The following is a 24,957-nucleotide window of genomic DNA, read 5'->3' on the forward strand; positions in this document are numbered from 1 at the left end:
CTCCGGAGAGTAACCTGAAGCTATTTAAGTGCAGGGATTATCGCATCAAAAAGTTCGGCTGCTTCTTTCACTTTGGTTTCCGAGCCGAAAACAGCATAATGATTTTTGCTCATAACCGCTTCCACCAGTTCGGCATAGTTTCTTATATCTTCAATTTTTGCGGCAAGCACCTCATCTCTGATTTGCTGTCTATCTTCAAAAGTGAAGCCGGTAATATAATCCTCATCGGCTTTATCGCCAATTCCTTCAGGAGTTAGAGGAAAATCTAACAAGGATATTTCCCCGATGATGTATTTATCAAATTCCCGTTTATTACAATCAAAATTCCTTAAAAATTCGGGTATGGTATTATATATTTCCAGGGTTTCTCTTAAGTTCGGATCGCGGTAGGAAACAAAGAATACATAACCGCCCAAAGTAAAATCACTCATATTACCGTAAGCGCCACCTTTCACACGCAATTCCTGGTATAGATAGTTGTTTTTTAAAATATTATTCAGCACTCTCAGTTTTCCGCTGTAGGAATATCCCTTGCGGAAAAAGTTACCCCCTTTAGCGCAGAATTGAACTTGCACCGGGGCATAAATACCTTCGTTAAAATCCCGCACGGCAAAATGACTTTCCACAGGAGCAAATGCTTCCGGGGAAATGGAATCTACCAAAGTTCCCAATTCATCTACGGCAGAAGGAATAAGCTCTGCATCGGCAGTAATACTGATTAGTAAATTATGAGTAGTAAAGAAGGTCTTCTTAATCCAGTTCAGTTCCTCAATTATTTCGTCTATGGCGGAATCCATATTACTTACCAGGTCACACAAAAAATGGTAGTATCCCAATCCGTGAGTGATATCTGTCCAGTGGTAAAGCTGGGAAAGTGGTTTCAGCATTCTTTGAATGGCAATATTATGTCCCCTGAAAGGTAGCATTGCTTCACTTTTGGCTTTTAATTCCGCCAGCAGTTTTTTTAAGCGTTCCGGTTCTTCAAATAGCGGTTTTAAGGCAAAGTCGGAGGAAAGCTCCATCATTTTTCCGAATTTATCTTTAACCGCCTTACCGCGTAAAACAATCTTGGGCAAAATATCATCCGGGGTTTGGTAACTGTTAAAAAGAGCTATATCCAAATAAATTCCACCGGTATTACTGTCAATTTCCGTAGCGCGTTTGGTATAGCTATAGTTTTCGCTGTTCATCCATTCCACTAATTGAGTGTAAAGTTCAATCCAGGGCAGGTCTTCTTCTTCTGCATAAGCAAGGTCAAAGTAGGTCTTAAAATAGACAATTCCATTTGTGGTTACCGGATGTTTCAGCACCTTAATTCCATTCCAGGTTTCTTCTTCAGTGGGATAGCGTTTGGCTTGAGGATTAAGGTCTTTTAAAGAAAGCATCGGAATCTTTTCCAGATTCTCTCTTTTTTCGGGTTCTTCCTGCCATTTTACCAGTTGCCGGTTAAATTCAATCAGTTTGGCGATTTCTTTTTTCTTCATTTTTTTCTTCAGCGCAGCTAATTTATCAGCGGTTTCCTGTTCCATTTTCTGAATTAAACCGGGAACAGGAACAAAGGTAATTTGGCTGGAATGTTTATTTTTCAGCAATGCCTTTTCCAGCAATTCTTCAAAATAGGGTTCTTTCAATCCCTTACGCAGTTCTTTCAGCATTGGTTCAAAGGCAAGTTTATCCAAAGGATTGCCGTTATGCATCCAAAGTCCTTGGGAATTAAGAGCATAAATCAAACCCTTGGGATAGTATCTATATTCAGATTCCCGCAAGGAAAATTCCGTTTTATTGATTACTGCCTCAATCAGGTTTTTATCCAAACCTTCTTTCGCTATTCTTTTCAATTCCTGCTTAATCAGTTTTGCCAGGGCATCAATGTTTTCCTGTTTCACTTGTTTACACAGAAGAAAGATAGTTGGTTGCAGCATATCTTCATCCACGGAAATTGAGCTGTCTTTGGCATAGCCGGATTCCTGAATTGCCTTTTTTAAAGGTGAAGCAGGGCTATCCATCAGCATTTCGGCTAATGCTTTTAATGCTTGAGGCAGATATTTATCGGTAATTTGTCCATAAGTCCAGTTCAAAGAAAGATAATATTGGTCTTCAATATTTTTGCCTTCTTCAACGGGGATTTCCATATTCAAAACTTTGGTTTTACTGAAGGGTTTTTGCAGCGGAACTTGCACTTTTTGCTGATTATCTTCAAATTGGGATAAGTATTCCTCATCAATAACTTTAAGCGCCTGCTCAATATCCATATCTCCGTAAAGGGTTATTTTACTGTTTGCGGGATGATAATATTTGCTGTGGAAGGCAAGAAACTTTTCATAAGTAAGTTCCGGTATCGCATCAGGATCGCCTCCACTTTCAAAACCGTAAGGTGTATCAGGGAATTGTGCCTGTTTGCTTTTCCTGCCGATATTACTTTCCGGAGAAGAAAAAGCACCTTTCATTTCGTTATAAACAACTCCGCGATAATTCAGGGGAGCATCTTCAGCAGTTAATTCCAAATGCCAGCCCTCTTGGTGAAAGATATTAGGTTCAGCGTATATATTGGGAAAAAATACTGCATCCAGGTAAACCCGCATCAAATTTATAAAATCCTTATCATTTGTGCTGGCTACGGGGTAGCAGGTCATATCGGAAAAAGTCATAGCATTAACGAAAGTATTCATACTTCCTTTAACCAGTTCCATAAAAGTACTTTTGGCGGGGTAGTTTTTACTTCCGTTTAGGACAGAATGTTCCAAAATATGAGGACAGCCGCTGTTATTTTCCGGAACTGTCTTGAATCCAATCATAAAAACCTTGTTATTATCAGCGCATTGATAGTGAATAAGTTCAGCGCCGCTTTGCAAATGCTGATAGCGGTAAGCAGTGGTCTTTATCTCTTTAATTTCCCTTTTTTCAATCAGCTGGAAGCCGGAGAGCAACTTTTTTTGTTTCATTTATCACCTCTTATATCAATTTATAGTCCTGCAAACATTGTTTTAACAGAGCACGATTATTTTCCAGTAAAGGACACATCGGACTGCGGAAAACCAAAGATATTATTCCCATCATTGCCAGTGCCTCTTTTGCGGGAATAGGATTGGTTTCAATAAACATCATTTCATTTAAGCGAGCCAAATATTGATGTTGTTTAGCAGCAGTAACAAAATCACCCTGCAAACAAGTAGCTATATGTTCACTCATTAGTTTAGGAGCCACATTAGCTGTAACGGAAATAGTTCCTTTCGCACCAACTGCAATTAAAGGAAGGTTCAAAGCATCTTCTCCACACATAAGGGAAAAATTTTCCGGGGCATCACGCACAATTTGAGTTGCTTGCACTAAATTTCCGGTTGCTTCTTTAATTCCTGCAATGTTTGGATAGGTCTTTGCCAGTTCAACAGTCGTAGCTGCGGTCATATTTACTCCCGTCCTTCCAGGGACATTATAAATTACAATGGGAATATCTACTTTGGAAGCAATCGTGCCAAAGTATTCCAGCATTCCTTTTTGCGTGGGCTTGATGTAATAGGGAGTAATAATTAAAGCATAATCAGCTCCCAGTTCTTTTGCTTTTTGAGTGGCAGCCAGGGTCTGATGCAAATTGTTTGTTCCCGTGCCAATTATCACAGGTAACTTGCCGTCAATCTTTCTCAAAGCAAAACGCAACAGAGCATCTTTTTCATCGGAAGCCAAAGCACTTGTTTCCGCAGTTGTTCCTAAAAGTAAGATACCGGTTGTTCCATTATCCAGATGAAACTGGATAAGGTCTTCCAAAGCAGTCCAGTCAATACTGCCATTTTTGAAAGGAGTAATCAGGGCAACATAAGTTCCTTGCAGCATTTTTTTTACCTCCAAGGTTATCTATCCTTATCTCTAAACATATTTTATTCCATTTTAGCCAAAGAGAGCATTTTCGTCAATCAAAAAAAGAGGAAAGGGTTATTCTTTTAAGCAATTTACTTCTCCGGATAATGCTGCATCGCTTCCCCCTGCTTTTACCTAAGGAAAATATACAAAAACCCAATAGACATCCCGCAAAATAGCAAAACAGGTCACTTATCCGAAAACCAAAACCCAAAAGCAAACCCCCGATAAGCGTGGCACGAATTGTTTCCAGCCAGGCAGGATGCCACAATTGACTAAGCTCTATTAAACAGGAAAAATTATAGGTAATCAGCCCTATCTCCCAATTTCTTTGCCGGGGAAAAAGCCACCTAAAAATAGCAAAAAAAGCCAAAGCCCACATTGTATCGCCGGTATAAGCAACAAAAAATTGCGGCAAAATATTTGCTCCTTTGCGCGAAGCAATTCCCAAAATTGCGCTTAATACAAAAACCGCAAAAGGAAATCCCCCTTTCAGAACACTTTTGCCTGCGTTATTTTTTTTCATTCGCTTCGCTACCTTGAATTTCGTCCTTTCTCTTCATCTGAAAAACAAAAACAATATCTCCCAAACAAGTATTTCAGTCAAGGACTTTGTATGCTGATTACTATCTTGGAAATACAGACCTGCAGCTAAATTTTATCCGGATCCCTACTTGCACCGGAATCCGCAGTGGACCGGAAAATACTTATGTAAGATCAAGATGAAAACTATATAAGATAGATTATATTATTAAACTAATCATACTATCTATGTAACTAGGGTCTTCCATAAAAACCACATTTTTCTTTAGATACTCTTCTGGATCATAACCTCGGAGCTTTAGCTCTTATTTGGGGGTCCCTGACAGTATCCAGCAACTAAGGATTACTTTAGGATCAGTTTATTGGTAAATTTATGGGTTTTTAGAGTAGTTTTGCGTGCCATTACTTTTTTCTCTTGGGGCTTTTCTTTTCCAGTTGTTTCACTTCTTCAACCACTTCCACAAAGTGCTTTTCCACTTCAGTCGGATGGGTAAGCTGTTCCTGCTGCCATTTGTCATATTCCAGGCGGGCTTTTTGCAGTGCCTCTTCGTGAGATACCTTGTCACAATGTTTCAGAATATCCCTGCCGTTCAGTTTAAGAAACTCGTCCAGTTTGATAATCCAATCCTGCATCCGCATAGGTTTCCTGTTTAATGCCTGTAATTCCGCAAAATCCAGATACATAGTGACAATCCGGTTCAGGATATCCAGTTCCTGCTCATTCAGGTAGTTCTTGGCAATTTCGGCATCTGTCTTCCGTGGCTGTTCTCCACTCCAACTGGTGAGCCCCAGAAAGGGCTTTTGGGCATCTGCTCTGGCATAGATGATTTCTGCTGCCGTATGTCCATGACTTGCCCAGTGCATCTTGTTCTGGATGACCTTAAAGAAGTCCCGGGAAACCTCTGCCCTGGGGTCATAATCTATGCTGGTAGCATAAATATCCAGCACTTTACGCCAGAATATTTTCTCTGAGGAGCGGATATCCCTGATACGGGCAAGCAACTCATCAAAGTAATTGCCACCTCCCATTTGCTTCAGGCGTTCATCATCCAAAGTAAAGCCCTTGATTATATATTCCCTTAACCTTTGGGTTGCCCATTGCCGAAAATGGGTACCTATAATACTGTTCACTCTATAACCGATGGATATTATGGCATCCAGATTGAAATGCTCTACTTTATATGTTTTTCCGTCACTTGCAGTTATTGCAAAAAATGCAACAACTGCTTCCCGAGTCAATTCTCCTGTTTCAAAAATGTTCTTTAAGTGCCTGCTAATACCTGACTTATCAATTCCAAACAGTTCCGAGAGCTCTTTTAGGGATAACCAGATACTTTCGTTATAAATCCTCGTCTGAATCTTTGTCTTGCCATCTTTGCTTTGATAGAGTAAAAACTCGCTTTTTGCAGGTAGATTCTTTTGTTCCATCTTACACCTCCTCGGTACTCCACATCCTTTTCAAATATTCTTCCTCAATTAGCACTACTTTCCAGTAGATTGTGAAAAGAGTGGTAACCTTAGTTTTTTGTTTCATTCGCTGAGACAGGGCTTCAATCTGATGGGGATTTAGATCAACACAGGCATCAAATAGAGCTCTACCTACTCTATTTACACCTGCTTCTCCAATACGGCTAAGCTCGTATGCATAGTCCTTTGCATGGAAGTCAGTAATCATTCGCCTGCCTATAATAACTATATTATTGAGTTATCCTATAAATCTGTATGCTTTTCGGATGTGATAATGATAACAAAACTACTTTTAGGTTATTATCATTCTGTCAATCAGAAATTCAGTTGAGTCCCATATATTGGTATCCATTTCAACTCATTGTTTCTCAGGTTCTTAGTAGTATGATTGTCAAAAATATCCAGGTTCCTAATTGTTTGTGTTATTCCGGTAAATCAGTATACTGCCGCTACTTCACCTGGAAGAGATTTGCCGCACTTGGGAATTCATAACCCTTACCCCCCGTAATGGAAAAACCTCTTATTGTGCAATCAACCACATTTTCATAACAGAGGATGGTAGATGTATTGCCATTGCTACCATCTATTATCGTGCTGCTGATGTAGCTGGTATCGGCACTTGTATATTCCAAGGATGTTAGAATGAGATTGCTCTTATTGGAAAGGTCTATGTTTTCAAAGTAGCGTCCTGGATGAACTAAAACTATATCACCGCTAACTGCATCGTTTATGGCTGTTTGGATGGACGCGGTTCAAGTTTACTTCCAGTTTGTAAACTCTGAAGACAATATAATCGTTTATTGTAATTGTGCAAGCGAAATTGTATTAGCAACTGAAATATTGCTTCATCATGTGGTTAACAAGTAACAGATCATGGCAAAATGTATTGGCAACATATACATTTATACGGTAAACATGATCTTTTTATCATCAATATTGATTTTTATGTTGAATATGCCTTCTTTCACTGGTTTATGGGATACCATGAACACGATCGTATCCGATGGCATATCCCTGATAGTTTCCAGGATAAATTCCTCGCTACGAGGGTCTACATTAGAAAGAGGTTCGTCCAATAACAGCAGATCTGGTTTTCTTATAATTGCGCGCGCTATAGCTATGCGTTGTTTTTGACCTATTGAGAGTTTATTGCCATTGGGTCCTACAGAAATGTCCAATCCAAGGTTGTTATTGTTTGTAAATTCTGATACATAAGCCTTGTCTGCAGCTTGCATAACATTTTCATCACTACTTTCTGGTGATACGATCCTGATATTGTTGCTGACAGTATCGTCCGCTATGTAAGGTTCCTGCTCAACAACACCCATCTTCGGCCTGAAATTGCACATATCATGCATGTTAACGAGGGTATCATTGAAGTAGATACTACCAGAAATCGGCTTTAGGAAACCAGCTAAAGTTTTCAAAATAGTAGATTTTCCACATCCTGAATGTCCGCTTATTAAAATTTTATCACCTTGATGAACTTCAAAGCTAACACTCTCCATTACTGGAGTATCATTATATCCTGCAGTGATATTCTCGAGTCTTATAGAGTTAATCCTCAGGTTATTTGCATTTTGATCAGGCACTTCCTGGGGTAGGCTTTTGATTTCATTAATTCTACTAAATGAAACACTGGCCTGTTCGAGATTAAAAATCATGCTAACAAGGCTTTGTACTCCTCCAGAGACATTGAATACAAAGTTTTGAAATGCGAAGAGTGATCCAATAGTAGTATAACCGAGAGCAATAAATACTCCACCTATCCCAAAAGCAACTGCGTTCATCAATCCAGAAATAATGATAACATTTTGCATTTGTGATGTATAGGTGAAGAAAGTATACTTTTGTAATGAAGACAGATATAGCCCCATAGTGTTAACATATTTGTTGTAAGGATAGCTGAAATTTGCAGAATATTGACAAAAAGTCAACAGATTAAGGGACTCACCTAGATTTTCTGATTTCTCAGCCTGTTTCTCATATAATACTTGCAGTTCTTGATTAATATTTTTTAAATAGCGAACCGTTTTCAATGTAACTACAAGCAATATCGGGATAAAGATCAAAGTAAGCTGATAACATAGAAAGAAACATGCTATTAGAGTAATGATTACTCTCAAAGTGGTTGTGAATATATTTAAAAGGTTGTCAGCAAAGAGGTCCTTTATTCTCTCAGTGTCATCTTCTATACGGGATATATAATAACCCCAACCTCGTGTATTGGTTTCGCTGATTGGAGCAAAAAAAACATGGTTAAGAAGGTCTCTTTTAATACTGAAGATAATCTCTTGGTTACACTTGAAGAATATCTTGTCACTTAGAAACTGTAATACTCCGATTAAGCTTATTGAGCCGAGAATTAGTAGTCCAATAATAACAAATTCCTTAATATCATTCTTAGGTATGCTTACATCCAGAAGATGTTTGGTTATCAGAGGTAAAGGTAAGACCATAAATGCGCAAAAAATTGCCAATGTAGATGCTATTGATAGCATATATATGTGCTTTTTCAAATACGGAAGTAACATTCTAGCATTATTACGGATCGATCTTAGGTTCATTTTTCACCTTCACCATATTATTTCCATGTCTTAATATTAACCTAATCATTACTTACATATATCAATTTGTGACATTTGATATGAGACCATGCCTACCTAATTTTGCCATAACGATAGCAACCTGGGAACGCTTAAACAGATCAATGGCAGCAGGATTATTACCAAGGTGAAACATCTTTTCATGCTATCTCCACTTATTTTATCAGGGAGCGGTGGCTTGTCACCGCTCCACATTAATATACAAATGCTATTTTAGCATCAGCATCTTAGTTGTCAAGGTCTTTCCATCAGCGATAATTCTGGTAAAGTATATGCCAGATGATACTTTGTTGCCATTATTATCATTACCATTCCATACTACACTGTGGATTCCCAAATTCTTCTGCTCGTTTACCAAAGTTTTTACAAGCTGTCCTTTGGCGTTGTAGATATTAATACTAACTTCACCATCCTTGGGTACACTATAACAGATCGTAGTGCTGGGATTGAAGGGATTAGGATAATTTGCCAATTGCAGATCACTTGCTGGTGAGTTAAGCTCTTCTTCACAACCTGTGTAACCCGGGGATTCGTAACAACCAATATCTATCCCGGCTCCATAGACCCGGTTAAAACCAAAGGCATCATATTGGGGAATCGTATAGCCCCAAGGCAGAATCTCCGGATTAAGGGTACCTGCGTCAATGGCAGGAGAATATCCATTCACATCATCGGCATACAGATAGTAGGAAGTTGGAAGAGAAGGATCAGTTCCAACAAATAAGGGATTAGCTCCCGTGATATTATGACTGCCCCAATTCAATGGCATCCCGTTGTATGTCCTGTAGATGTCATTAGTACGAGAAAAGAGACAGTTCTCCACAAGAGTATTATCAGCAGTTCTAATCTCGTAGGCGGCACTATTATTACTAAACAAACTATTCACGATTCTGCTTGAGTCAACACTCAATAAATACAGGAAATCAGGATATGTTCCAACATTATTAGCAAAGGTACAATTGGTAATACTCAAACCCGATAGCCTGCCAAGATTGATGTCCCTTGCTCCTCCGTAGGTAACATTTGCAGCAAACAGGCAGTTATCTAAGTCCACCACAGCAGCAGGTTCATCTGTCCATCCAGAAACTCTAAAATTTGCCCACCCATCCTCAGAATAGTGAGTATTGTTTATAAATTTGCTGTTGCGGATGGTCAATGCATCGCTGACATACGCATCAAAACATCCCCCTCCCCGGTTGTACCAAAAGGGTGAAAGGCATTCTGTCTGGTTGTTTATCAAGAGAATGTTATCCAGTGTGATTATAGAACCCGTCAGGTCCATCCCGTTTTGGGCAAAATATGCCAAGTTATTTCGCATGGTTATATTTCTAAGAGTGAAAGTGCTGGTTCTGTAACCTATGGTAAAGATCCACCTATCTACAGTGGAGTTCTCTATGCACACATTCTCCATCAGGAAATCAAAAATCCCCCAGGAAAAGATGGCTGAGGCATGGGAAGTAGTGATAGAGAGGTCTTTCATCGTTATCCCACAACTCTCTATTCCCATGCTAACCACTCCCGTACCTTCTATCATATTCTCGCCATATAATCTGGTATCAGCTTTAGATACGCCTTTCAGTATGCAATAATCCTTTATGGAGATGGGAATGTATTCCCCTCCAAACAGGTTATGATGCACTCCTGCCAGCAGATGCACTGTTCTGGGATTATCGGGATTGGAAGCGATTCTCTGCATTGCTCGTGAAGGAGTTTTTAAAGCAGTTGCAGGGCTAAGCCCACTGTTAGCGTCGTTTCCATTGGGGCTAACATATAAATCTGCATCTACGGGCTGCAGATAAGCTTCCTGAATATCAAATACCGTATAGGGGCTGGGAGGATAGGTGGATTCGTAATAGGAAGCATAATATTTCTCCCATTGCGGAACCGTAAACTTCTTCAGATATACCTGTAGTGTTCCCCCATGGATGAAATACCAATCTATATCCATTCCCCATTGGGCAAAGTTGTTATAAATACTGCATCGGTTCTCTTGATCAAAGTTGATGTGTGGAGTGTAGGTTAGATCGCTGCCCAATAATAATCCCCCTCCCCTGTATTTAGCAACATTATCATAAATATTAACATTGGTCATATTTATAGTATTTGAAGCAAGAACTGCTACTCCCCCTCCACAACTGGAGCTGTTATTGCGTATGTTCAGATTGCTCAAGCTAACATTACAATTCAAATAGATAAAAATCCCTCCCCCAAATATCTGATAAGGGCTGGTTCCTTGATAGTAATCATAGCCCTTACCCCCCGTAATGGAAAAACCTCTTATCGTGCAATCAACCATATTTTCATAACAGAGGATAGTAGATGTATTGCCATTGCTACCATCTATTATCGTGCTGCTGATGTAGCTGGTATCGGCACTTGTATATTCCAAGGATGTTAGAATGAGATTGCTCTTATTGGAAAGGTCTATGTTTTCAAAGTAGCGTCCTGGATGAACTAAAACTATATCACCGCTAACTGCATCGTTTATGGCTGTTTGGATGGATGTGTAGGACTGGCTACCATCAAGTGCTACCTGCCTGGTAACGCTTAAACAGATCAATGGCAGCAGGATTATTACCAAGGTGAAACATCTTTTCATGCTATCTCCACTTATTTTATCAGGGAGCGGTGGCTTGTCACCGCTCCACATTAATATACAAATGCTATTTTAGCATCAGCATCTTAGTTGTCAAGGTCTTTCCATCAGCGATAATTCTGGTAAAGTATATGCCAGATGATACTTTGTTGCCATTATTATCATTACCATTCCATACTACACTGTGGATTCCCAAATTCTTCTGCTCGTTTACCAAAGTAGTAATAAGTTGTCCTCTGGTGTTGTATATGCAGAGACGCACATTACCGTCTTTTGGGACGGTATATCTTATCGTTGTGGTCGGATTGAAGGGATTAGGGTAGTTGGAAACTGCAAGGGTTAATGTCGGCGGAGTATCTATGTTGCTCTCATTCTCTCCCAATTTCACATAATAGAAATCGCAATCTTCTTTGATGATTGATGCACTTGGATAGAATAATTCAGCATCGAGGTTATAAACTTGTAATGCAAGAGGTGTAACTTGTGATTTGGCACCATCCCATCCGACAATATAGATATCTGCACCATCCGGGATTGACTCAATATAAGCTTGGATCATGATGGTTGTACCATCCACTACGGATGCTCCATAACAAACCCCATTTATCATAACTGCAAATTCCTTAGCTGTGCTAAGAGAATCTACTTCTACAAAGATTGGTTTATAGCTTGGTTCTTTTGTAAAAGTAAAATGATCTGCGTCTACTCTTTGATACTCAGGTACAGAAGCATCTCTAGACCAAGTAAACTGATTTTGATTACTGTCTCCCAATTTTTTTACAATAACCATATCACCATAAGAAATGGTTGGAGTTCGTGGGCCACCCTTGCACCAGATCCAGGGGGCAACTCGGCTGGGCTTTAGCCTTGCTGCTGCCCAGTCTTTGCCCTGGATGAAATACAATTCATCCATGAATGAGCCAAAAGCTGCTTGAGGTGTCTGGGTCTCTGGTATGAAATACCCTATCCAGTTTTCCGTTAAAGGTTCCGGCACCGGCACTGGATCAGTATAGGGTATGTGATAGCCATGGATTGCACCTGTTAAAGGCATAGTGCTATTAGCGTTAAATAGTGCCTTATAACCCAGATATCTCTTCATCGTGTCTTCACTGGGTTCTGAGGGAGTATGGTAATAAGTCATAAATCCATTGGGACCATACCATCTATAACTAACATAAATCATAGGAGAGGGGCTTGGTTCATATTGGTAAAAGAAGGCTCTCATAATGTCAGTTGTGTAAGTGTTCCCCTCAATTGATATTGTTGAGTAATCATCCACCACAGGGAAGCACATCCATTTTGCATCTGGATCATCGGTAAAGGAGTAACTTGCATACCTATCCCAGGCAAAGTTCACAGCTCCAATATCCTGTGTTTCATCTTTCATAGTTCTTAGGTCTTGGTCATATCCATCAACAAAAGGATCATCAAAATCCGGATTATAGCCAGCACCAATGCAAGGGGAGCCTTTCTGTAACGAATAATCCCCAGAGGAAGGACTAGTAAACATTGGATTATTAGTGCTAATATTGTGCTCACCCGGTAGAGCTATACTTGGGTTATAACTGCAACAATAGTAAAAATTACCATTGCCTACATTGGCAGAGGAAACAATGGAGTTCCAAAAGTTAAAGTTATTTCCCAAGCTAACATAGTTAGAGCCACTAGTATTTTCAAGTAAGTTACATGCATCAAAGTTTATGGTTCCGCTGGCAACATAAGCAGTTTCTCCCTCTTGAGCGTAGTTATCTTGTATTATTGAAGATTTCACCATACATACACTTTCACTTTGCCCTTCACCGAGATAAATTGCACCACCTTTTGTTGTTTCAGAAGGAATTGCTCCTCCAGAGTATATCTGACGAAGATTATTATCTCTAATCAGGCAATTTTCAATTGTTACAGTACTACAAGAGCAATTTATTCCGCCACCTTGGCTTTTCATACCATTAGTAATTACTATGTCCTGAATTTTAAGATTAGTGCAACCCGTAACTGTTATTGCAGATTTATTGCCGGCACTTTGTATCGTCGTTTTATCAGTGCTTGTAATACCTGCACCCTTGATGGTTAGGTTTGTTTTACCATTTACCGTTAAATGCCCTACATAAACACCTGCAGGTATAATCACAGTAGAGTTATTGGGTGCGTTTGTTATGGCTGTTTGGTAAGGGTTATTAGCCGGTGCACGAAATTGGAATATATAGTCAAAAAACCATGTGTCTGATAATAATGGTGAATATGATACCCATGCCCCATCAGATTGACTGTAGTATTGAAGATCAATCCTAAACCAGCCCTCTCTATCAACACCAGTGTTATTAGCGACATATGGTAACCTTATTTTGTAGATATTGGAACCCACATAAGTTGTAGTAACTTGAGACAACCATGTTGGGTTTGTAGTATAGAATGGGGCATAGGATAAAACAATTCTTTGATTTGGATTATTTGGTTGATTAGGCGTATTGTTTGTAAGAGTACCATCAAGTTCTGCATATATATCAATGTAACCGGCAGTGTAATCTACAGTGAAAGGACCGGTTGTTTCGATAGTTACGAAATGGGTAGCGGTTGCGTTCATTATATAGCACATTAACGCTATCATAAAGATTAGTATTGTCTTTTTCATCTTTTCTCCTAAATAGTTTATAAGTAATCAGTTTTCATACATGAAAGATACATATCCGTATCATTCTATGTCCGAACCTGTTTTGTTAACCATGCATATTTAATGAAAACATGGTCAGTCATATCCTCAATGTTATAATATTGATGATTTATGCTACATTTTTTTTCGTATTAGGGATTAAGCAGTCGTATTAAAATATACATTATTTCCCATAAAGGCATTGCATAATATAAACAACGAAACAAATAGCATTACCATCCTGCTTCTACCCGTATTGTTATTGATCATCCAAGAATCGATAACTTGCAGGAGTAAGTTATTCATTATAATCTCCATTATTCATGACGAATACTTTGAAAATTTACAGGTAAAAAACATATAAAACACCTTCGTATTCAACAAAAATATAAAGACCGTAAGGATCCTCATAGACAATTTTAACGATAGGATCATTTAATGAACCTTGATAGACAGGAAGAGTTTGGTGATCAATGACTGTATAGTCAATAACTGCACAAAACAGATTAAGACACACTACAGCCAACACTATGTAAAGAATTAGTTTTTTCATTTTATCACTCCTTAGAATTTTTTCTAAAATATAAGTGTCAAAAATGGTAAAATTGAGATGCTGGAATTGAGGATTTTTTACTTCAGAAGCGAAATAATTTTTTCATAAGACCAAAGTGATCTACCCTTCTCCTTGAGTATCTGTATGTTAGCAGGAATTGGGTGGACACCGATGTATTCGTTTTTTTTGCAGGATTCTACTGAGATGTGGTTTTTCTCATTCAGGACAATATAAAAAGTGGTTGTAATCGGTTGCTTATCTCGGGATAGATGAAATAAATACAGCCGGAATTTGCAGTTATCCACCATAGTAATCCCCCAATCATCTATCCTTTCTATGCCCATCATAACTTGTGTTAGCTTTGGATTTAGCTTACTATTTTGCTTGATATCCTCACCATTACATCCAATTTTCAGAAGCTCCCGGATAAACTTCTGGATTGCGTTATATTGATTGTAGCTAAGTATCTCGCGGCTTGCTTCCCACCCAATTGCAAGTAATATCTTTGACTTAATATTGCGGATGACTCTCTCTTTTCTTTTCTGTGCCACTTTTTCACTAACATTCATTGAAGACGCATATTCTTTTATACTATTGAATGATAGCATTGCACAATAATCACGATATTCCTGACTGGCGAGAATTTCCTTCTTTTTAAGGGGATTCAATCCCTCTATATCTATTATCTTTCCAGATTCCATCACATTCTGTAAGGAAGAGGTTTCCATATATAGTAAGCTGTGCAAATCTTTCTCGTTTGCTTTAAACTTGTAGTGCTTACAGATTAGATTGTGCGTTACCTGTCTTAGCCAAGAATAAACATCATTGATTTTATTCTTTGATGATAATAGCTGCCTTATTGCTTCCTGTGAAATATCTTCAGATACGCTATGATCGTTAGTTTTCGTAAGGCAGTATTGCAATGTCACTTTCTGATAGTAGCTAAATACATCCTCAACTGCCTTCGGGAATACGGACTTGATGTAATCTTTTGAATACCCGGTAGGATCGGTGAATGTTGAGCTATTCATAAAACTTACTAAAATAGAATTGGCGATATCATCAGCCAGATTAAGATAATAGAATCTCTGTGAAGTCAATTCAATGATATATCTGATAATATCATCATATAGTTTTTTGTTCATTGAGATAGAGCTGATTTCTTTCATTATATTATCCTAATTAGATTAACAAAGTTTAGTCCTGACTGTTGGTGTCCATTTTAACTCATTGTTTCTCAGGTTCTTTGAGGGCATCTAATATCCCTCGTTATTCACTATCTATATTAAGTTATACGACAAATTGTATAATTTTCATCTTTTCAATATATGTCAAGTTCTTTTTCATAAAAAAATGGCGGGTAAAGTAAAAAGTATCGTCTCCCTAAAGTAGGCATTTCTATAGGATATCTATAAGTGTTTATTGCAATTAGAAGTATAAGAGCGGCGCCCGTAAAAATAATGTGATGATTTCCCTCTTAAGACATTATAATACCAACTTTAACAAGCACTTTTATGATAAAATCCCGATATTACAATTTTATATGTTCCTTGCCTGAAGCCATTGATCTATCGTTTAACAGGAGTTAATCAAGCGTTAATTATTAACGCTTGATTAAGGGTAGATTAACACTTGATTAACGCTTTCGGTCAAGGGAGTAGTGGAACCAAAGGCACTGTTTTTTTCTCTTGACGCTTTTATTAAGCAGGAAAAAAAGGAAATGGAATTTATTATAAGGAGATAGAAACAATGGACAGCTACAAAATTTAAGGCATAACAGCCCGGACAAATGCTTATATTTTCTTGTTAGAGTGGTAATTGCTTTTGTCCTTGTCACAATATCGGGAAGCCCTATCATTGCCCTTATTGCTTTTTAGCAAAATCCTGATATAATGGACATTTTCCGGCAGTTCACTTTAAAAAACTATATCCGCCATTCCCTCATAAAGATAACTGTTATGCCTGCCCGCTATGAAAACTGCTAAAATCAATTAAAGGAGAAAAAATGCAGGCAATACAGCTGAAAAATATCCACTTTACCTACCCCGATCAATATCAGGAAATTCTTTCCGGAATTACTCTGGATATTTGTGACGGACAGAAAATTGCCCTTATCGGAAAAAACGGTTGCGGAAAGTCCACTTTGCTGAAAATAATTATGCGGGAATTGCAGCCGAATTCCGGTTCAATATCCTATCCTGTTTCTATTCCCAAAATCGGTTATCTGCCACAGGACCTTATGTTTACCGACAAGATAACCGTGCGGGACTTTTTACTGCAGGGAGATCTTGATTGCTATCAACTAATTAAAGAAATCAATAATCTTTCTGCAGAAAATAACCTCAGTGATGAAGATGGCTTGCGTCTTGCGGAATTGTGGCAAAATTATGACCACAGTAATGTTTTGTTTTGGGAACAAACGGTGGATGATATTATTAGAGAAATGGACTTGAACCTGCTTGCCCATCAAAGTTGTAACACTCTTTCCGCAGGAGAAACAACCCGCACTCAGCTTGCCTCGCTTTTATTGCAAAATCCGGATATTTTAATTTTGGATGAGCCGACAAATCATCTTGACCTGAAAGAACTTATCTGGCTGGAAAATTGGCTGAATGCCTATCCTAAAGCTATCCTTTATGTTTCTCATGATAGAGTTTTTATTGATCACACCGCTTCCAAAATTATTGCACTGGAAAAAGGCAAAGTCCTGATTAGAACAGGCAACTATCAAAGCTTTACTAAAGATAAACAGGAATTGCAGGAACACCAGTTAAAACAATTTACTCAGCGCAGAAAACTGATTGGAAAACTGCAGGAAGCAGCTCAAAAAAGACATAACTGGGCAAACAGCTTTCAAAAAGAAACCCGATCCGAAGGTGGTGGTTTCAAATATGAATCAATTTTTAATGCTGCCCGAACGATGAATCAACAGGCAAAACATATTGAAGAACGCATTTTTATGTTGCAAAACCGCTTTCCGATTGAAAAACCGGTAATAGATAAAACCCGCAAAATTATGTTTTCTCCCGCCACAGGACAACAAAAAGAACTGCTCTCATTAAAAGATATTGATTTTTATTACGGCGAAAAACAGGTTCTGCATAACCTCTATTTTTATATTTGGGGAGGTGAAAAAATCTGGCTTGCAGGAGCTAACGGAAAAGGTAAAACTACCCTGCTGAAAATAATTACCGGCGAACTGAAACCTGCAAACGGAACTGTTTCTTATGCCAATTTTTTAAGATTCGGGGTCTATAATCAAAACTTGAATATCCTACCCGGAAATTTAACTATTTTGGAGTATCTGAAACAATTCTCTTCTAACGAAATTGAGATTCGTAATTTTATGGGATGCTTGGGCTTAACAGGAGATATTGCCTATCAGAAAATGGAGGTTCTCTCCTGGGGCGAAAAAGCAAAAGTGCAACTAACTGCCTTGCTATGTGGAGAATATAATCTTCTGCTTTTAGATGAGCCCACCAATCACCTGGATATCAAAACCCGCGAAATGCTGGAAAAAGCACTAAATCAATATCAGGGAGCAATTATTTTCGTCTCTCACGATAGAGCGTTTATTCAAAATCTGGCAACCCGTAAATTTGAACTGAGATAGCACTTAGGGCAAAGGGCGAAGGGAAAAAAAATTACTACATTGTTTCCGTTTTCGTTTTGACTTTAAACCGATTCATAACCTCGTTTTGTTTTGACTTTAAACCGATTCTTTTGAACACTGAAACGAGATTTGTAAGGCAACATTATATTTTGTCTCCTGCCTTTTTCTTTCAAAGCTGAAGCTCGGTTTAGAGTTAAAACAAAATTTCCTCGCGATAGGAGATGCTTGTAAAAAAGTATGCGTAGCAAGACATTCACCAAAATCATTTAAAAAAAACTGCACTACAACAGTAAATGTTTTTGTTACAGATTTATAACAGAATTCACTCGTTACTGTAAAGTTCTAAAAGAATCTGTAGTTTGGTTGGCAGTGTGCATTATTCTTGTTTTAACTCTCAATTTTGAAGTTGGGAAAATAGCTATAATGCGGTTGCAAGATAAATAATGAGAGGAAACTGCTTATTGGGATGGCAGTGGCAAAATTGAAAGTCAAAACAAGCATCGCGCAAAGGCAACATTATATTTTGTCTCCTGCCTTTTTCTTTCAAAGCTGAAGCTCGGTTTAGAGTTAAAACAAAATTTCCTCGCGATAGGAGATGCTTGTAAAAAAAGTATGCGTAGCAAGACATTCTTCAAAATCAGTTAAAACAAAACTGCACTACAACAGTAAGTTCTTGTTTTAACTCTCAATTTTGAAGTTGGGAAAATAGCTATAATGCGGTTGCAAGATAAATAATGAGAGGAAACTGCTTATTGGGATGGCAGTGGCAAAATTGAAAGTCAAAACAAGCATCGCGCAAAGGCAACATTATATTTTGTCTCCTGCCTTTTTCTTTCAAAGCTGAAGCTCGGTTTAGAGTTAAAACAAAACTTTCAGAATGCTTTACAGCACTCCAAAAAGAAGTTAACGCCTGTAATTATTAGCTGTTATGGTCTGGTGGACAGTTAACTATTAAAATCCTGTATAACCACACATCCCAACCCGGGGAGAATTAACTACCGGTAACAACATATCATCTCCACACTTATGTTTTGGAGCACATTTGTCACAAACCCATCCTTCACCTTCCCAAATACAATTAACACAAACTTGAGTAGCAGGTTTTCCACATACTTCACAGTTTCTCTCAGGAGGATTATTTCTTGCCATAATCCTAATAAATCTGCCTTTAGCGTTTAGTTCAAGTTCGGATATAACCTTCAAAGTAAGATGAGTTGTAGTTCCAAAATCGTAATCGTGATAAAACTTCATTCCTGGAGAGAGAACCTCATTCAACTTAACTTTCATACTTTTTTCTCTTAATTCCCGCATCGGCATTATGGAGTATGTTTTATCCTCAATGGTATAGGCACTGAGGTGTCCGCAGCATTCCAGCCAAATATCCCTTAAAAAAGTATCTAACTTTTTCAGAGATATATCTGCCGTAACTAAAAGATGCATCCAGTATTCAGGCAAGTATCTTCCCTCAACCAGCAAATGAAAAAACTTTTCCTTTTGCGTTTCATCGTATTCCAAAGATGACTTCAATTTTGCTTCTCTTTCCTTACAGGATTTCAAATGCCTGGTCATTGCTGACTTATTAAAAGTTCCAAAGCAATAATGACATTTACCCGGGGATTGCATTCTGGCCATTTTCCTATTTCTCCTTTTTTGGGTGCTACTAATAATATCTTCATATATTACTCTGTAGCCAAATATTATTGCTGAGAGTTTAGTCCCATTCTTTAGTGTAAATTCCATTTCCTTGTGCTCGGGCTGGTTGAAGAGATATTGTCGTTCCCGTTTCCCGCAAGCAATATCAAGATACACTTAATTTACATTATTATAATCCTGTCAATCCAAGTCAAGTTCTTTTTCATAAACTTAGGGGGAAACAGAAGGAACTTGACAAAAAAAGATAGGATTTTAGTAGTGAATTATAACATATCCAAAAGTAAAAGCCCTTTGTTTTCTCGCACAAGCAGGAAGCCAATGTATTAAAGAACATTACTTCCTTTCCGAATAAGGAAGAGTGAACATTAGAAAAGGAGTAAACTATGGAAATCAAAGAAATACTTTCCCAAATCCGCTCCATTGTAAATAATGCCTTGGGGGGTGGTTTTTCTTTCGGGCAGCCCTCAAAATTAGGCAATCTTTATGTAATTCCGGTTGCCAGAGTTATTTATGGCATGGGTGGAGGCGGTGATGAAACTACTCCCGAAAAAGAAAAGCCGGAAGAGGAAAATAGCTCTGCCTCTGAAGAAGAAGTGAAAAAGGCAAAAGTTAAAGTTGGATTCAGTGGTGGAGGCGGTATTGGAATACATAGCGTGCCGGTAGGTCTTTTTTCTATTAAGGAAGACCATATTAGTTTTCATCCCGTAATTAGCTTTTTTCAAATTATGGCAATGATGAGTTTTTCAGCTCTGTTTATTCTGATAATGAAGAAATTGAAGTATAAAAAGTAGTGCTGAACGATACCAATACAAAAAAACGGCTTGGTAAATTGGGAAGTTCCACAACTGCTGGAGTTATGTAAACATCCTCTGAACATCTTTTTACTGAATTAACATTCAGCAACTCTTAAACTTGCTAAAGGTGATGAATATGCTCTCTATTTTTAGTCCCGGTAACTATGCTCCTTTCAATATTGCCTGTGAAGAATATATCCTGAAAAACTTTCCAGAGGATGTGTTTTTACTCTATATCAATAACCCCAGCATAATTGTGGGCAAACATCAAAATACTTTGGCAGAAATCAATTATGAATGGGTTCTTAAACATAATATTCCGGTTGTACGTCGTTTAACAGGTGGCGGAACTGTTTTTCACGATTCCGGAAATCTGAATTATTCCTTTTTGATGAATGAAAATGAGGATTTTACCCGTAATTTTGAACGCTATACAAAACCCATTTTAGCTGTCCTTCAGGATTTGGGAGTTCCTGCTATTTTAGAAGGTCGCAATGACTTAACTATTAATGGCTGTAAGTTTTCCGGTAACGCTAAAACCAACGCCTACGGTAAAACCTTGCAACATGGAACCATTATGTTCAGTTCCAATATTTCCGATCTCACTGCTGCGCTAAACCCGAGAGAAGATAAGTTTAACGATAAAGCCGTTAAATCCGTTCAAGCAAGAGTTACCAATGTTTCCGATCACCTTCTTTATCCTCTTTCTTTACAGGATTTCGTAACTTTGGTTAGAGCAAAGGTAAAAACTATGTATCCCGCTATTCAAGATTATTCTTTATCCACCAGAGATAAAGAGGAAATTCAAGCTTTAATGAATAATAAATATGATACCTGGCAATGGAACTTCGGCAAATCTCCTCGCTATAATTTAAACCATTCCATACGCACTAAAGCCGGCTCCATAGAATTCTATTTACTCGTGAATAAAGGTATTATAACTGAAGCAAAAATATATGGCGATTTCTTTACCAACCGCGAAATTAGCGAACTGGAAAAAGCTCTCTGCGGAATTGAACATAAACCGGAAACTGTTTCCGAAATGCTACAACAGATGGATTATAAAAGCTTTTTCGGCGAAGTGACTCTGGAAGAAATCGTAAAGGCAATGTTCTAATTCGTTTTTACCAAAAGAAAAAGGGGTAATAGGTGAAAAAAGCATTTGTAATCCTGGTTCTGCTATTAACGCTAACTTTGCTGTTTGCTCTTCCTGCAGAACTTTCCCGAACCGGAAATCCGGAACTTTATAAAGAACTCTCCCGCAAGGCAAAGAAAAATCTGGAACTTTTGCCTGCGGAGCAAAAACAGCAATATAAAGAATTGCTGAAACAATATCCTGATATCTTGATGAACTATTTGCTTGCCTACGAAAGCAATAGTAATCTGGCTGCAGGCAATCCGGAAGATGTAAAAAGCAATTATCTGGCAATCTGTGCTTTGCTGAATAAAAAAGGTCTGAGGTATCCTGTTGATTTTTTCCTTTCCTATATAGCCAAGCAAACCGTTTCCGATGAACCCCTAACGGCATATCGGGAACAATTATTAAAAGATGGGCTGCAGAATATTATCAATATAAGCAATACCGATCTGGAAATGTTTCGTTCCATTACTCTCTGGTGTGTTTCCAGAATTCAATTTCAACAGACCTCAGGGCGCGATCAAAGTCCCCTGGATATAGTGCAAAATTCCTTAATCGGACGCTGTGAAGAAATGCAGATTTTACTTGTTTCCGCCTGCAGAACAATTGGGCTTCCTGCTCGTCCTGCATATACACCCTGGTGGGCTCATAGAGATAATAATCATGCCTGGACGGAAATCTATTTGGACGGCAAATGGCATTATACCGGCGATATGGATATGGCTTGGTTTCCTGATAATGCCTGGTTTAGCGATTTGGTGGATAAAACAGCCCTGATTTTGGCAGATGGAACTTTAACTTCCCGCAATGATGAAGTGTTGCTGAAAGGTAAATATGAAACCCTAATCAATTCCACAGCAAATTATACAAAAGAGCGAAGCCGGAAAGTGAAAATTAAAGTGACGGATGCTAATAATAAACCAATACCGGATGCCAATGTAATTCCAATGGTCTTCAACTGGGGTTCTTTAAGGTCGTTGATTAATTTAACTACCGATAAAAATGGTTATCTGGAATTTACTACCGGTAGAGGTAGTTTTTATCTTTCGGTTTATGCTCAAGACGGTAAAGCTCTCGTTTTAATTCCTTCCAATGAGGAAAAAACGATAGAAATGACAATTAGTATAAATAACAACGACTTTTCAGGCGGTTGGGATACTTTGGAATATCCTGAAGTTCCAGGAGAAAGCAAAACTCAACCTGCAGAATATATCAATGCGGTAAATTTGGAAAAACAACTCTGGCAGGAAAAACAAACCGCTTTTGAAAATGCTGCCCGGAATACTAAGATTACGGACGATTCCCTGGCAATCAATGTGGCTCTTGCCTGCCGGGGAAATTATGCCTCTTTTTGGGAATTTTATCAGCGCAATCCCAATCCGGACAGTAAATTTTTAACCTTTCTATTGGACGGTGACCCCAAACTTCTATGGCAGGCAACTGCAGAACAGTTGGAAGCCCTTTACGAGAACTGGATAAGATTGGATGAACCGGAAACGGATGAAGAAAAAGTGATGAGCTTATTTTCTCCCGTTGCATATTATGAAGACCTGCCAAAACCGATACTCTACAAAAACGGAAAAGCACAACTGTATCCGGAATCGTTTCGTTATGGCTATGCTCATTCCCGCGAAGGGGTTATCAAAGTGCTTTCCAAATTAAAACAAAAATACAACATCAAACCCCAAAAAGCATTAAGCGGTCTTCCGCCTCTGCATATTTTAATTCAGCAGAAGAATTTAACTGCTACTCAATATAAAATAATGGCTGTTTATTTGCTTCGGGCTAATGCTTATCCTACAGAATTTGTCCGTATTCCGAATTTGGTTTCGGTGTTTATTGATGGTGACTGGCAATATGTGAATGTAGAAAAATGTGCCTGGGAAGATATTTCCCGAGATAACCAAAGCAAAACCTTTGAATTTACTCTGCAAATTAAAGATACTCAGGGCAATCCTATTGAGGTTGGAGAAGAACAACTTACTCTTTGCCATTATGCCGAAGGAATTTTCTATCCTTTAAACGAAAATTTAAGGTCTTTGGGCTCGGGAAAATATAATGGTGTTTTTCCTGTTTCAGATGTCTGGCTGCAGTTTGGTTATCGGGTTTCAGACAACCAAACGAAGGTTTTTCTGCAGCCCCTGAAACCCAAAGCGGGGGATTCTCTTACCCGGGAACTGATTGCTGAGGACTATCCGGTGGAGAAAAAAGAGTAGCGCTATCAGATTGCGCTGATTTTACAGATAAGGAGATACGATTTGCCAGAACTACCAGAAGTGCAAAGCATTGTTAACGATTTGGATAAGGTGCTGAAAGGCAAAGTGATAACTGCCATTGAGAGTTACAATCCCACTACTATGATAACCGATGCATCACTTATAGAAAATCCCTTTCCTGCCAAAGTTATGGCAATTAACCGACGCGGAAAATATATTATTTTACTGCTGGAAAAGGATAATGCCCTGATTATTCATTTACGGATGACGGGTAAATTGATTTACGCTGATAATACCTGTGCACCGTTAAAATACGAACGCACCAGAATAAAGCTGAAAAACGGGAAAGTTCTGCATTTTATAGATGTTCGCACTTTCGGAAAAATAGTCCTCTGCAACCAGGAACAAATAGATAACTATCTTCCCTCTTTAGGATTGGAACCTTTGGGCAAGGAATTTACTCTGACGGCGTTGAAAGAAAAGCTGCAAGGAAAAAAAGCACCAATTAAGATGGTTTTGCTTGACCAAAGTATCATCGCCGGATTGGGAAATATCTATGTTTGTGAAATTTTATATCGGACAGGAATAAATCCTATAACCCCGGCAGGAAAAATCAGCCGAAAAAGAATAGGGGAAATTATTCAACAGACAAAAAAAGTGCTTACGGAAGCAATTGCAAACGGGGGAACAAGTATTTCGGATTACCGCAGAATTGATGATAAACCAGGCAGCTTTCAAAACTTTCTAAGGGTTTACCAAAAGCAGTGCTGTCCTTTAGGGCACAAGATTACGCGTATCAAACAAGGCGGACGTTCTACATTCTACTGCCCAATATGCCAAAAATAAAAAATGCTTGACCTGATTCTCTGTTTAGAATATTATATATTTAGATGAGTGGGTATGTAGATGAACGATGAGGACATCGTTCTACCGGAGGGTTGACCTCCTGGTCAACCACTTCTTACGCTTGTTTCGTTACTGTAAAATAAGAGATAAAGAAAAAGCCCGGTTGCAAGGGGAACGATGAGGACATCGTTCCTCCGGAGGGTTGACCTCCTGGTCAACCAAGGAAAGTTAATATTTGAACGATGAGGACATCGTTCTACCGGAGGGTTGACCTCCTGGTCAACCACTTCTTACGCTTGTTTCGTTACTGTAAAATAAGAGATAAAGAAAAAGCCCGGTTGCCAGGGGAACGATGAGGACATCGTTCTTCCGAAAAGGGGAACGATGAGGACATCGTTCTTCCGAAAAGGGGAACGATGAGGACATCGTT

The 24,957-nt window shown here is 38.6% G+C and carries 17 protein-coding genes; 5 read left to right on the plus strand and 12 right to left on the minus strand.

Features of this window, described 5'->3' with window-relative positions; translation table 11 throughout:
• Positions 1-20 precede the first annotated feature (20 nt).
• The 11 genes from PLE33_03085 to PLE33_03135 all read right to left on the minus strand — a co-directional run bounded on the left by PLE33_03085 (position 21) and on the right by PLE33_03135 (position 15,436).
• On the minus strand, positions 21-2,942 hold the full coding sequence (locus PLE33_03085) for an insulinase family protein (protein ID HPS60230.1): 2,922 nt from the start codon (positions 2,940-2,942) through the stop codon (positions 21-23).
• Between the two features lie 10 nt (positions 2,943-2,952).
• Positions 2,953-3,828: a 4-hydroxy-tetrahydrodipicolinate synthase gene (dapA, locus tag PLE33_03090; GenBank protein HPS60231.1), complete on the minus strand. Its 876-nt coding sequence runs from the start codon at positions 3,826-3,828 to the stop codon at positions 2,953-2,955.
• Between the two features lie 76 nt (positions 3,829-3,904).
• The gene (locus tag PLE33_03095; GenBank protein ID HPS60232.1) at positions 3,905-4,378 is read right to left on the minus strand and encodes a DUF2809 domain-containing protein; all 474 of its coding nucleotides are present in this window, start codon (positions 4,376-4,378) and stop codon (positions 3,905-3,907) included.
• 419 nt (positions 4,379-4,797) lie between these two features.
• The gene (locus PLE33_03100; protein HPS60233.1) at positions 4,798-5,823 is read right to left on the minus strand and encodes a virulence RhuM family protein; all 1,026 of its coding nucleotides are present in this window, start codon (positions 5,821-5,823) and stop codon (positions 4,798-4,800) included.
• A 1-nt stretch (position 5,824) separates the two neighbouring features.
• Positions 5,825-6,070 (minus strand): hypothetical protein, encoded by a 246-nt coding sequence (locus tag PLE33_03105; protein ID HPS60234.1) that lies wholly within the window; start codon positions 6,068-6,070, stop codon positions 5,825-5,827.
• 241 nt (positions 6,071-6,311) lie between these two features.
• A complete protein-coding gene (locus PLE33_03110; GenBank protein HPS60235.1) occupies positions 6,312-6,494 on the minus strand; it encodes a hypothetical protein in 183 nt (60 codons plus the stop codon).
• Between the two features lie 270 nt (positions 6,495-6,764).
• Complete coding sequence (locus PLE33_03115; GenBank protein HPS60236.1) at positions 6,765-8,396, minus strand: ABC transporter ATP-binding protein; 1,632 nt, start codon at positions 8,394-8,396, stop codon at positions 6,765-6,767.
• A 280-nt stretch (positions 8,397-8,676) separates the two neighbouring features.
• The gene (locus PLE33_03120; protein HPS60237.1) at positions 8,677-11,067 is read right to left on the minus strand and encodes a FlgD immunoglobulin-like domain containing protein; all 2,391 of its coding nucleotides are present in this window, start codon (positions 11,065-11,067) and stop codon (positions 8,677-8,679) included.
• A 64-nt stretch (positions 11,068-11,131) separates the two neighbouring features.
• A complete protein-coding gene (locus PLE33_03125) occupies positions 11,132-13,696 on the minus strand; it encodes a T9SS type A sorting domain-containing protein (protein HPS60238.1) in 2,565 nt (854 codons plus the stop codon).
• A gap of 361 nt (positions 13,697-14,057) precedes the next feature.
• A complete protein-coding gene (locus PLE33_03130; protein ID HPS60239.1) occupies positions 14,058-14,267 on the minus strand; it encodes a hypothetical protein in 210 nt (69 codons plus the stop codon).
• Positions 14,268-14,344: 77 nt separating this feature from the next.
• Complete coding sequence (locus PLE33_03135; GenBank protein HPS60240.1) at positions 14,345-15,436, minus strand: sigma-70 family RNA polymerase sigma factor; 1,092 nt, start codon at positions 15,434-15,436, stop codon at positions 14,345-14,347.
• Positions 15,437-16,272: 836 nt separating this feature from the next.
• Between PLE33_03135 and PLE33_03140 the strand changes: the two genes are divergently transcribed.
• Positions 16,273-17,880 (plus strand): ABC-F family ATP-binding cassette domain-containing protein, encoded by a 1,608-nt coding sequence (locus tag PLE33_03140; protein HPS60241.1) that lies wholly within the window; start codon positions 16,273-16,275, stop codon positions 17,878-17,880.
• Positions 17,881-18,831: 951 nt separating this feature from the next.
• On the opposite strand, the gene PLE33_03145 is transcribed toward PLE33_03140, so the two are convergent.
• Complete coding sequence (locus PLE33_03145) at positions 18,832-19,512, minus strand: hypothetical protein (protein ID HPS60242.1); 681 nt, start codon at positions 19,510-19,512, stop codon at positions 18,832-18,834.
• A gap of 404 nt (positions 19,513-19,916) precedes the next feature.
• On the opposite strand from PLE33_03145, the gene PLE33_03150 reads away from it, so the two are divergent.
• The 4 genes from PLE33_03150 to mutM all read left to right on the plus strand — a co-directional run bounded on the left by PLE33_03150 (position 19,917) and on the right by mutM (position 24,527).
• Positions 19,917-20,324, plus strand: coding sequence for a spore germination protein GerW family protein (locus PLE33_03150; GenBank protein HPS60243.1), 408 nt, complete (start codon positions 19,917-19,919; stop codon positions 20,322-20,324).
• A 139-nt stretch (positions 20,325-20,463) separates the two neighbouring features.
• Entirely contained in the window at positions 20,464-21,444 is a 981-nt protein-coding gene (locus PLE33_03155; GenBank protein ID HPS60244.1) for a lipoate--protein ligase, read from the plus strand.
• A 32-nt stretch (positions 21,445-21,476) separates the two neighbouring features.
• A complete protein-coding gene (locus PLE33_03160; GenBank protein ID HPS60245.1) occupies positions 21,477-23,681 on the plus strand; it encodes a transglutaminase domain-containing protein in 2,205 nt (734 codons plus the stop codon).
• A gap of 42 nt (positions 23,682-23,723) precedes the next feature.
• Positions 23,724-24,527, plus strand: coding sequence for a bifunctional DNA-formamidopyrimidine glycosylase/DNA-(apurinic or apyrimidinic site) lyase (mutM, locus tag PLE33_03165; GenBank protein HPS60246.1), 804 nt, complete (start codon positions 23,724-23,726; stop codon positions 24,525-24,527).
• Positions 24,528-24,957 lie beyond the last annotated feature (430 nt).

Origin of the sequence: Candidatus Cloacimonas sp., from assembly GCA_035403355.1 — a bacterium.
Classification (GTDB): Bacteria; Cloacimonadota; Cloacimonadia; order Cloacimonadales; family Cloacimonadaceae; genus Cloacimonas.

What these genes read in the sequence shown, in the direction of transcription:
- PLE33_03085 (HPS60230.1), bottom strand. Translation starts at nt 2,942, where the DNA reads ATGAAACAAAAAAAGTTGCTCTCCGGCTTCCAGCTGATTGAAAAAAGG.
- dapA (HPS60231.1), bottom strand. Translation starts at nt 3,828, where the DNA reads ATGCTGCAAGGAACTTATGTTGCCCTGATTACTCCTTTCAAAAATGGC.
- PLE33_03095 (HPS60232.1), bottom strand. Translation starts at nt 4,378, where the DNA reads ATGAAAAAAAATAACGCAGGCAAAAGTGTTCTGAAAGGGGGATTTCCT.
- PLE33_03100 (HPS60233.1), bottom strand. Translation starts at nt 5,823, where the DNA reads ATGGAACAAAAGAATCTACCTGCAAAAAGCGAGTTTTTACTCTATCAA.
- PLE33_03105 (HPS60234.1), bottom strand. Translation starts at nt 6,070, where the DNA reads ATGATTACTGACTTCCATGCAAAGGACTATGCATACGAGCTTAGCCGT.
- PLE33_03115 (HPS60236.1), bottom strand. Translation starts at nt 8,396, where the DNA reads ATGTTACTTCCGTATTTGAAAAAGCACATATATATGCTATCAATAGCA.
- PLE33_03120 (HPS60237.1), bottom strand. Translation starts at nt 11,067, where the DNA reads ATGAAAAGATGTTTCACCTTGGTAATAATCCTGCTGCCATTGATCTGT.
- PLE33_03125 (HPS60238.1), bottom strand. Translation starts at nt 13,696, where the DNA reads ATGAAAAAGACAATACTAATCTTTATGATAGCGTTAATGTGCTATATA.
- PLE33_03130 (HPS60239.1), bottom strand. Translation starts at nt 14,267, where the DNA reads ATGAAAAAACTAATTCTTTACATAGTGTTGGCTGTAGTGTGTCTTAAT.
- PLE33_03135 (HPS60240.1), bottom strand. Translation starts at nt 15,436, where the DNA reads ATGAAAGAAATCAGCTCTATCTCAATGAACAAAAAACTATATGATGAT.
- PLE33_03140 (HPS60241.1), top strand. Translation starts at nt 16,273, where the DNA reads ATGCAGGCAATACAGCTGAAAAATATCCACTTTACCTACCCCGATCAA.
- PLE33_03145 (HPS60242.1), bottom strand. Translation starts at nt 19,512, where the DNA reads ATGGCCAGAATGCAATCCCCGGGTAAATGTCATTATTGCTTTGGAACT.
- PLE33_03150 (HPS60243.1), top strand. Translation starts at nt 19,917, where the DNA reads ATGGAAATCAAAGAAATACTTTCCCAAATCCGCTCCATTGTAAATAAT.
- PLE33_03155 (HPS60244.1), top strand. Translation starts at nt 20,464, where the DNA reads ATGCTCTCTATTTTTAGTCCCGGTAACTATGCTCCTTTCAATATTGCC.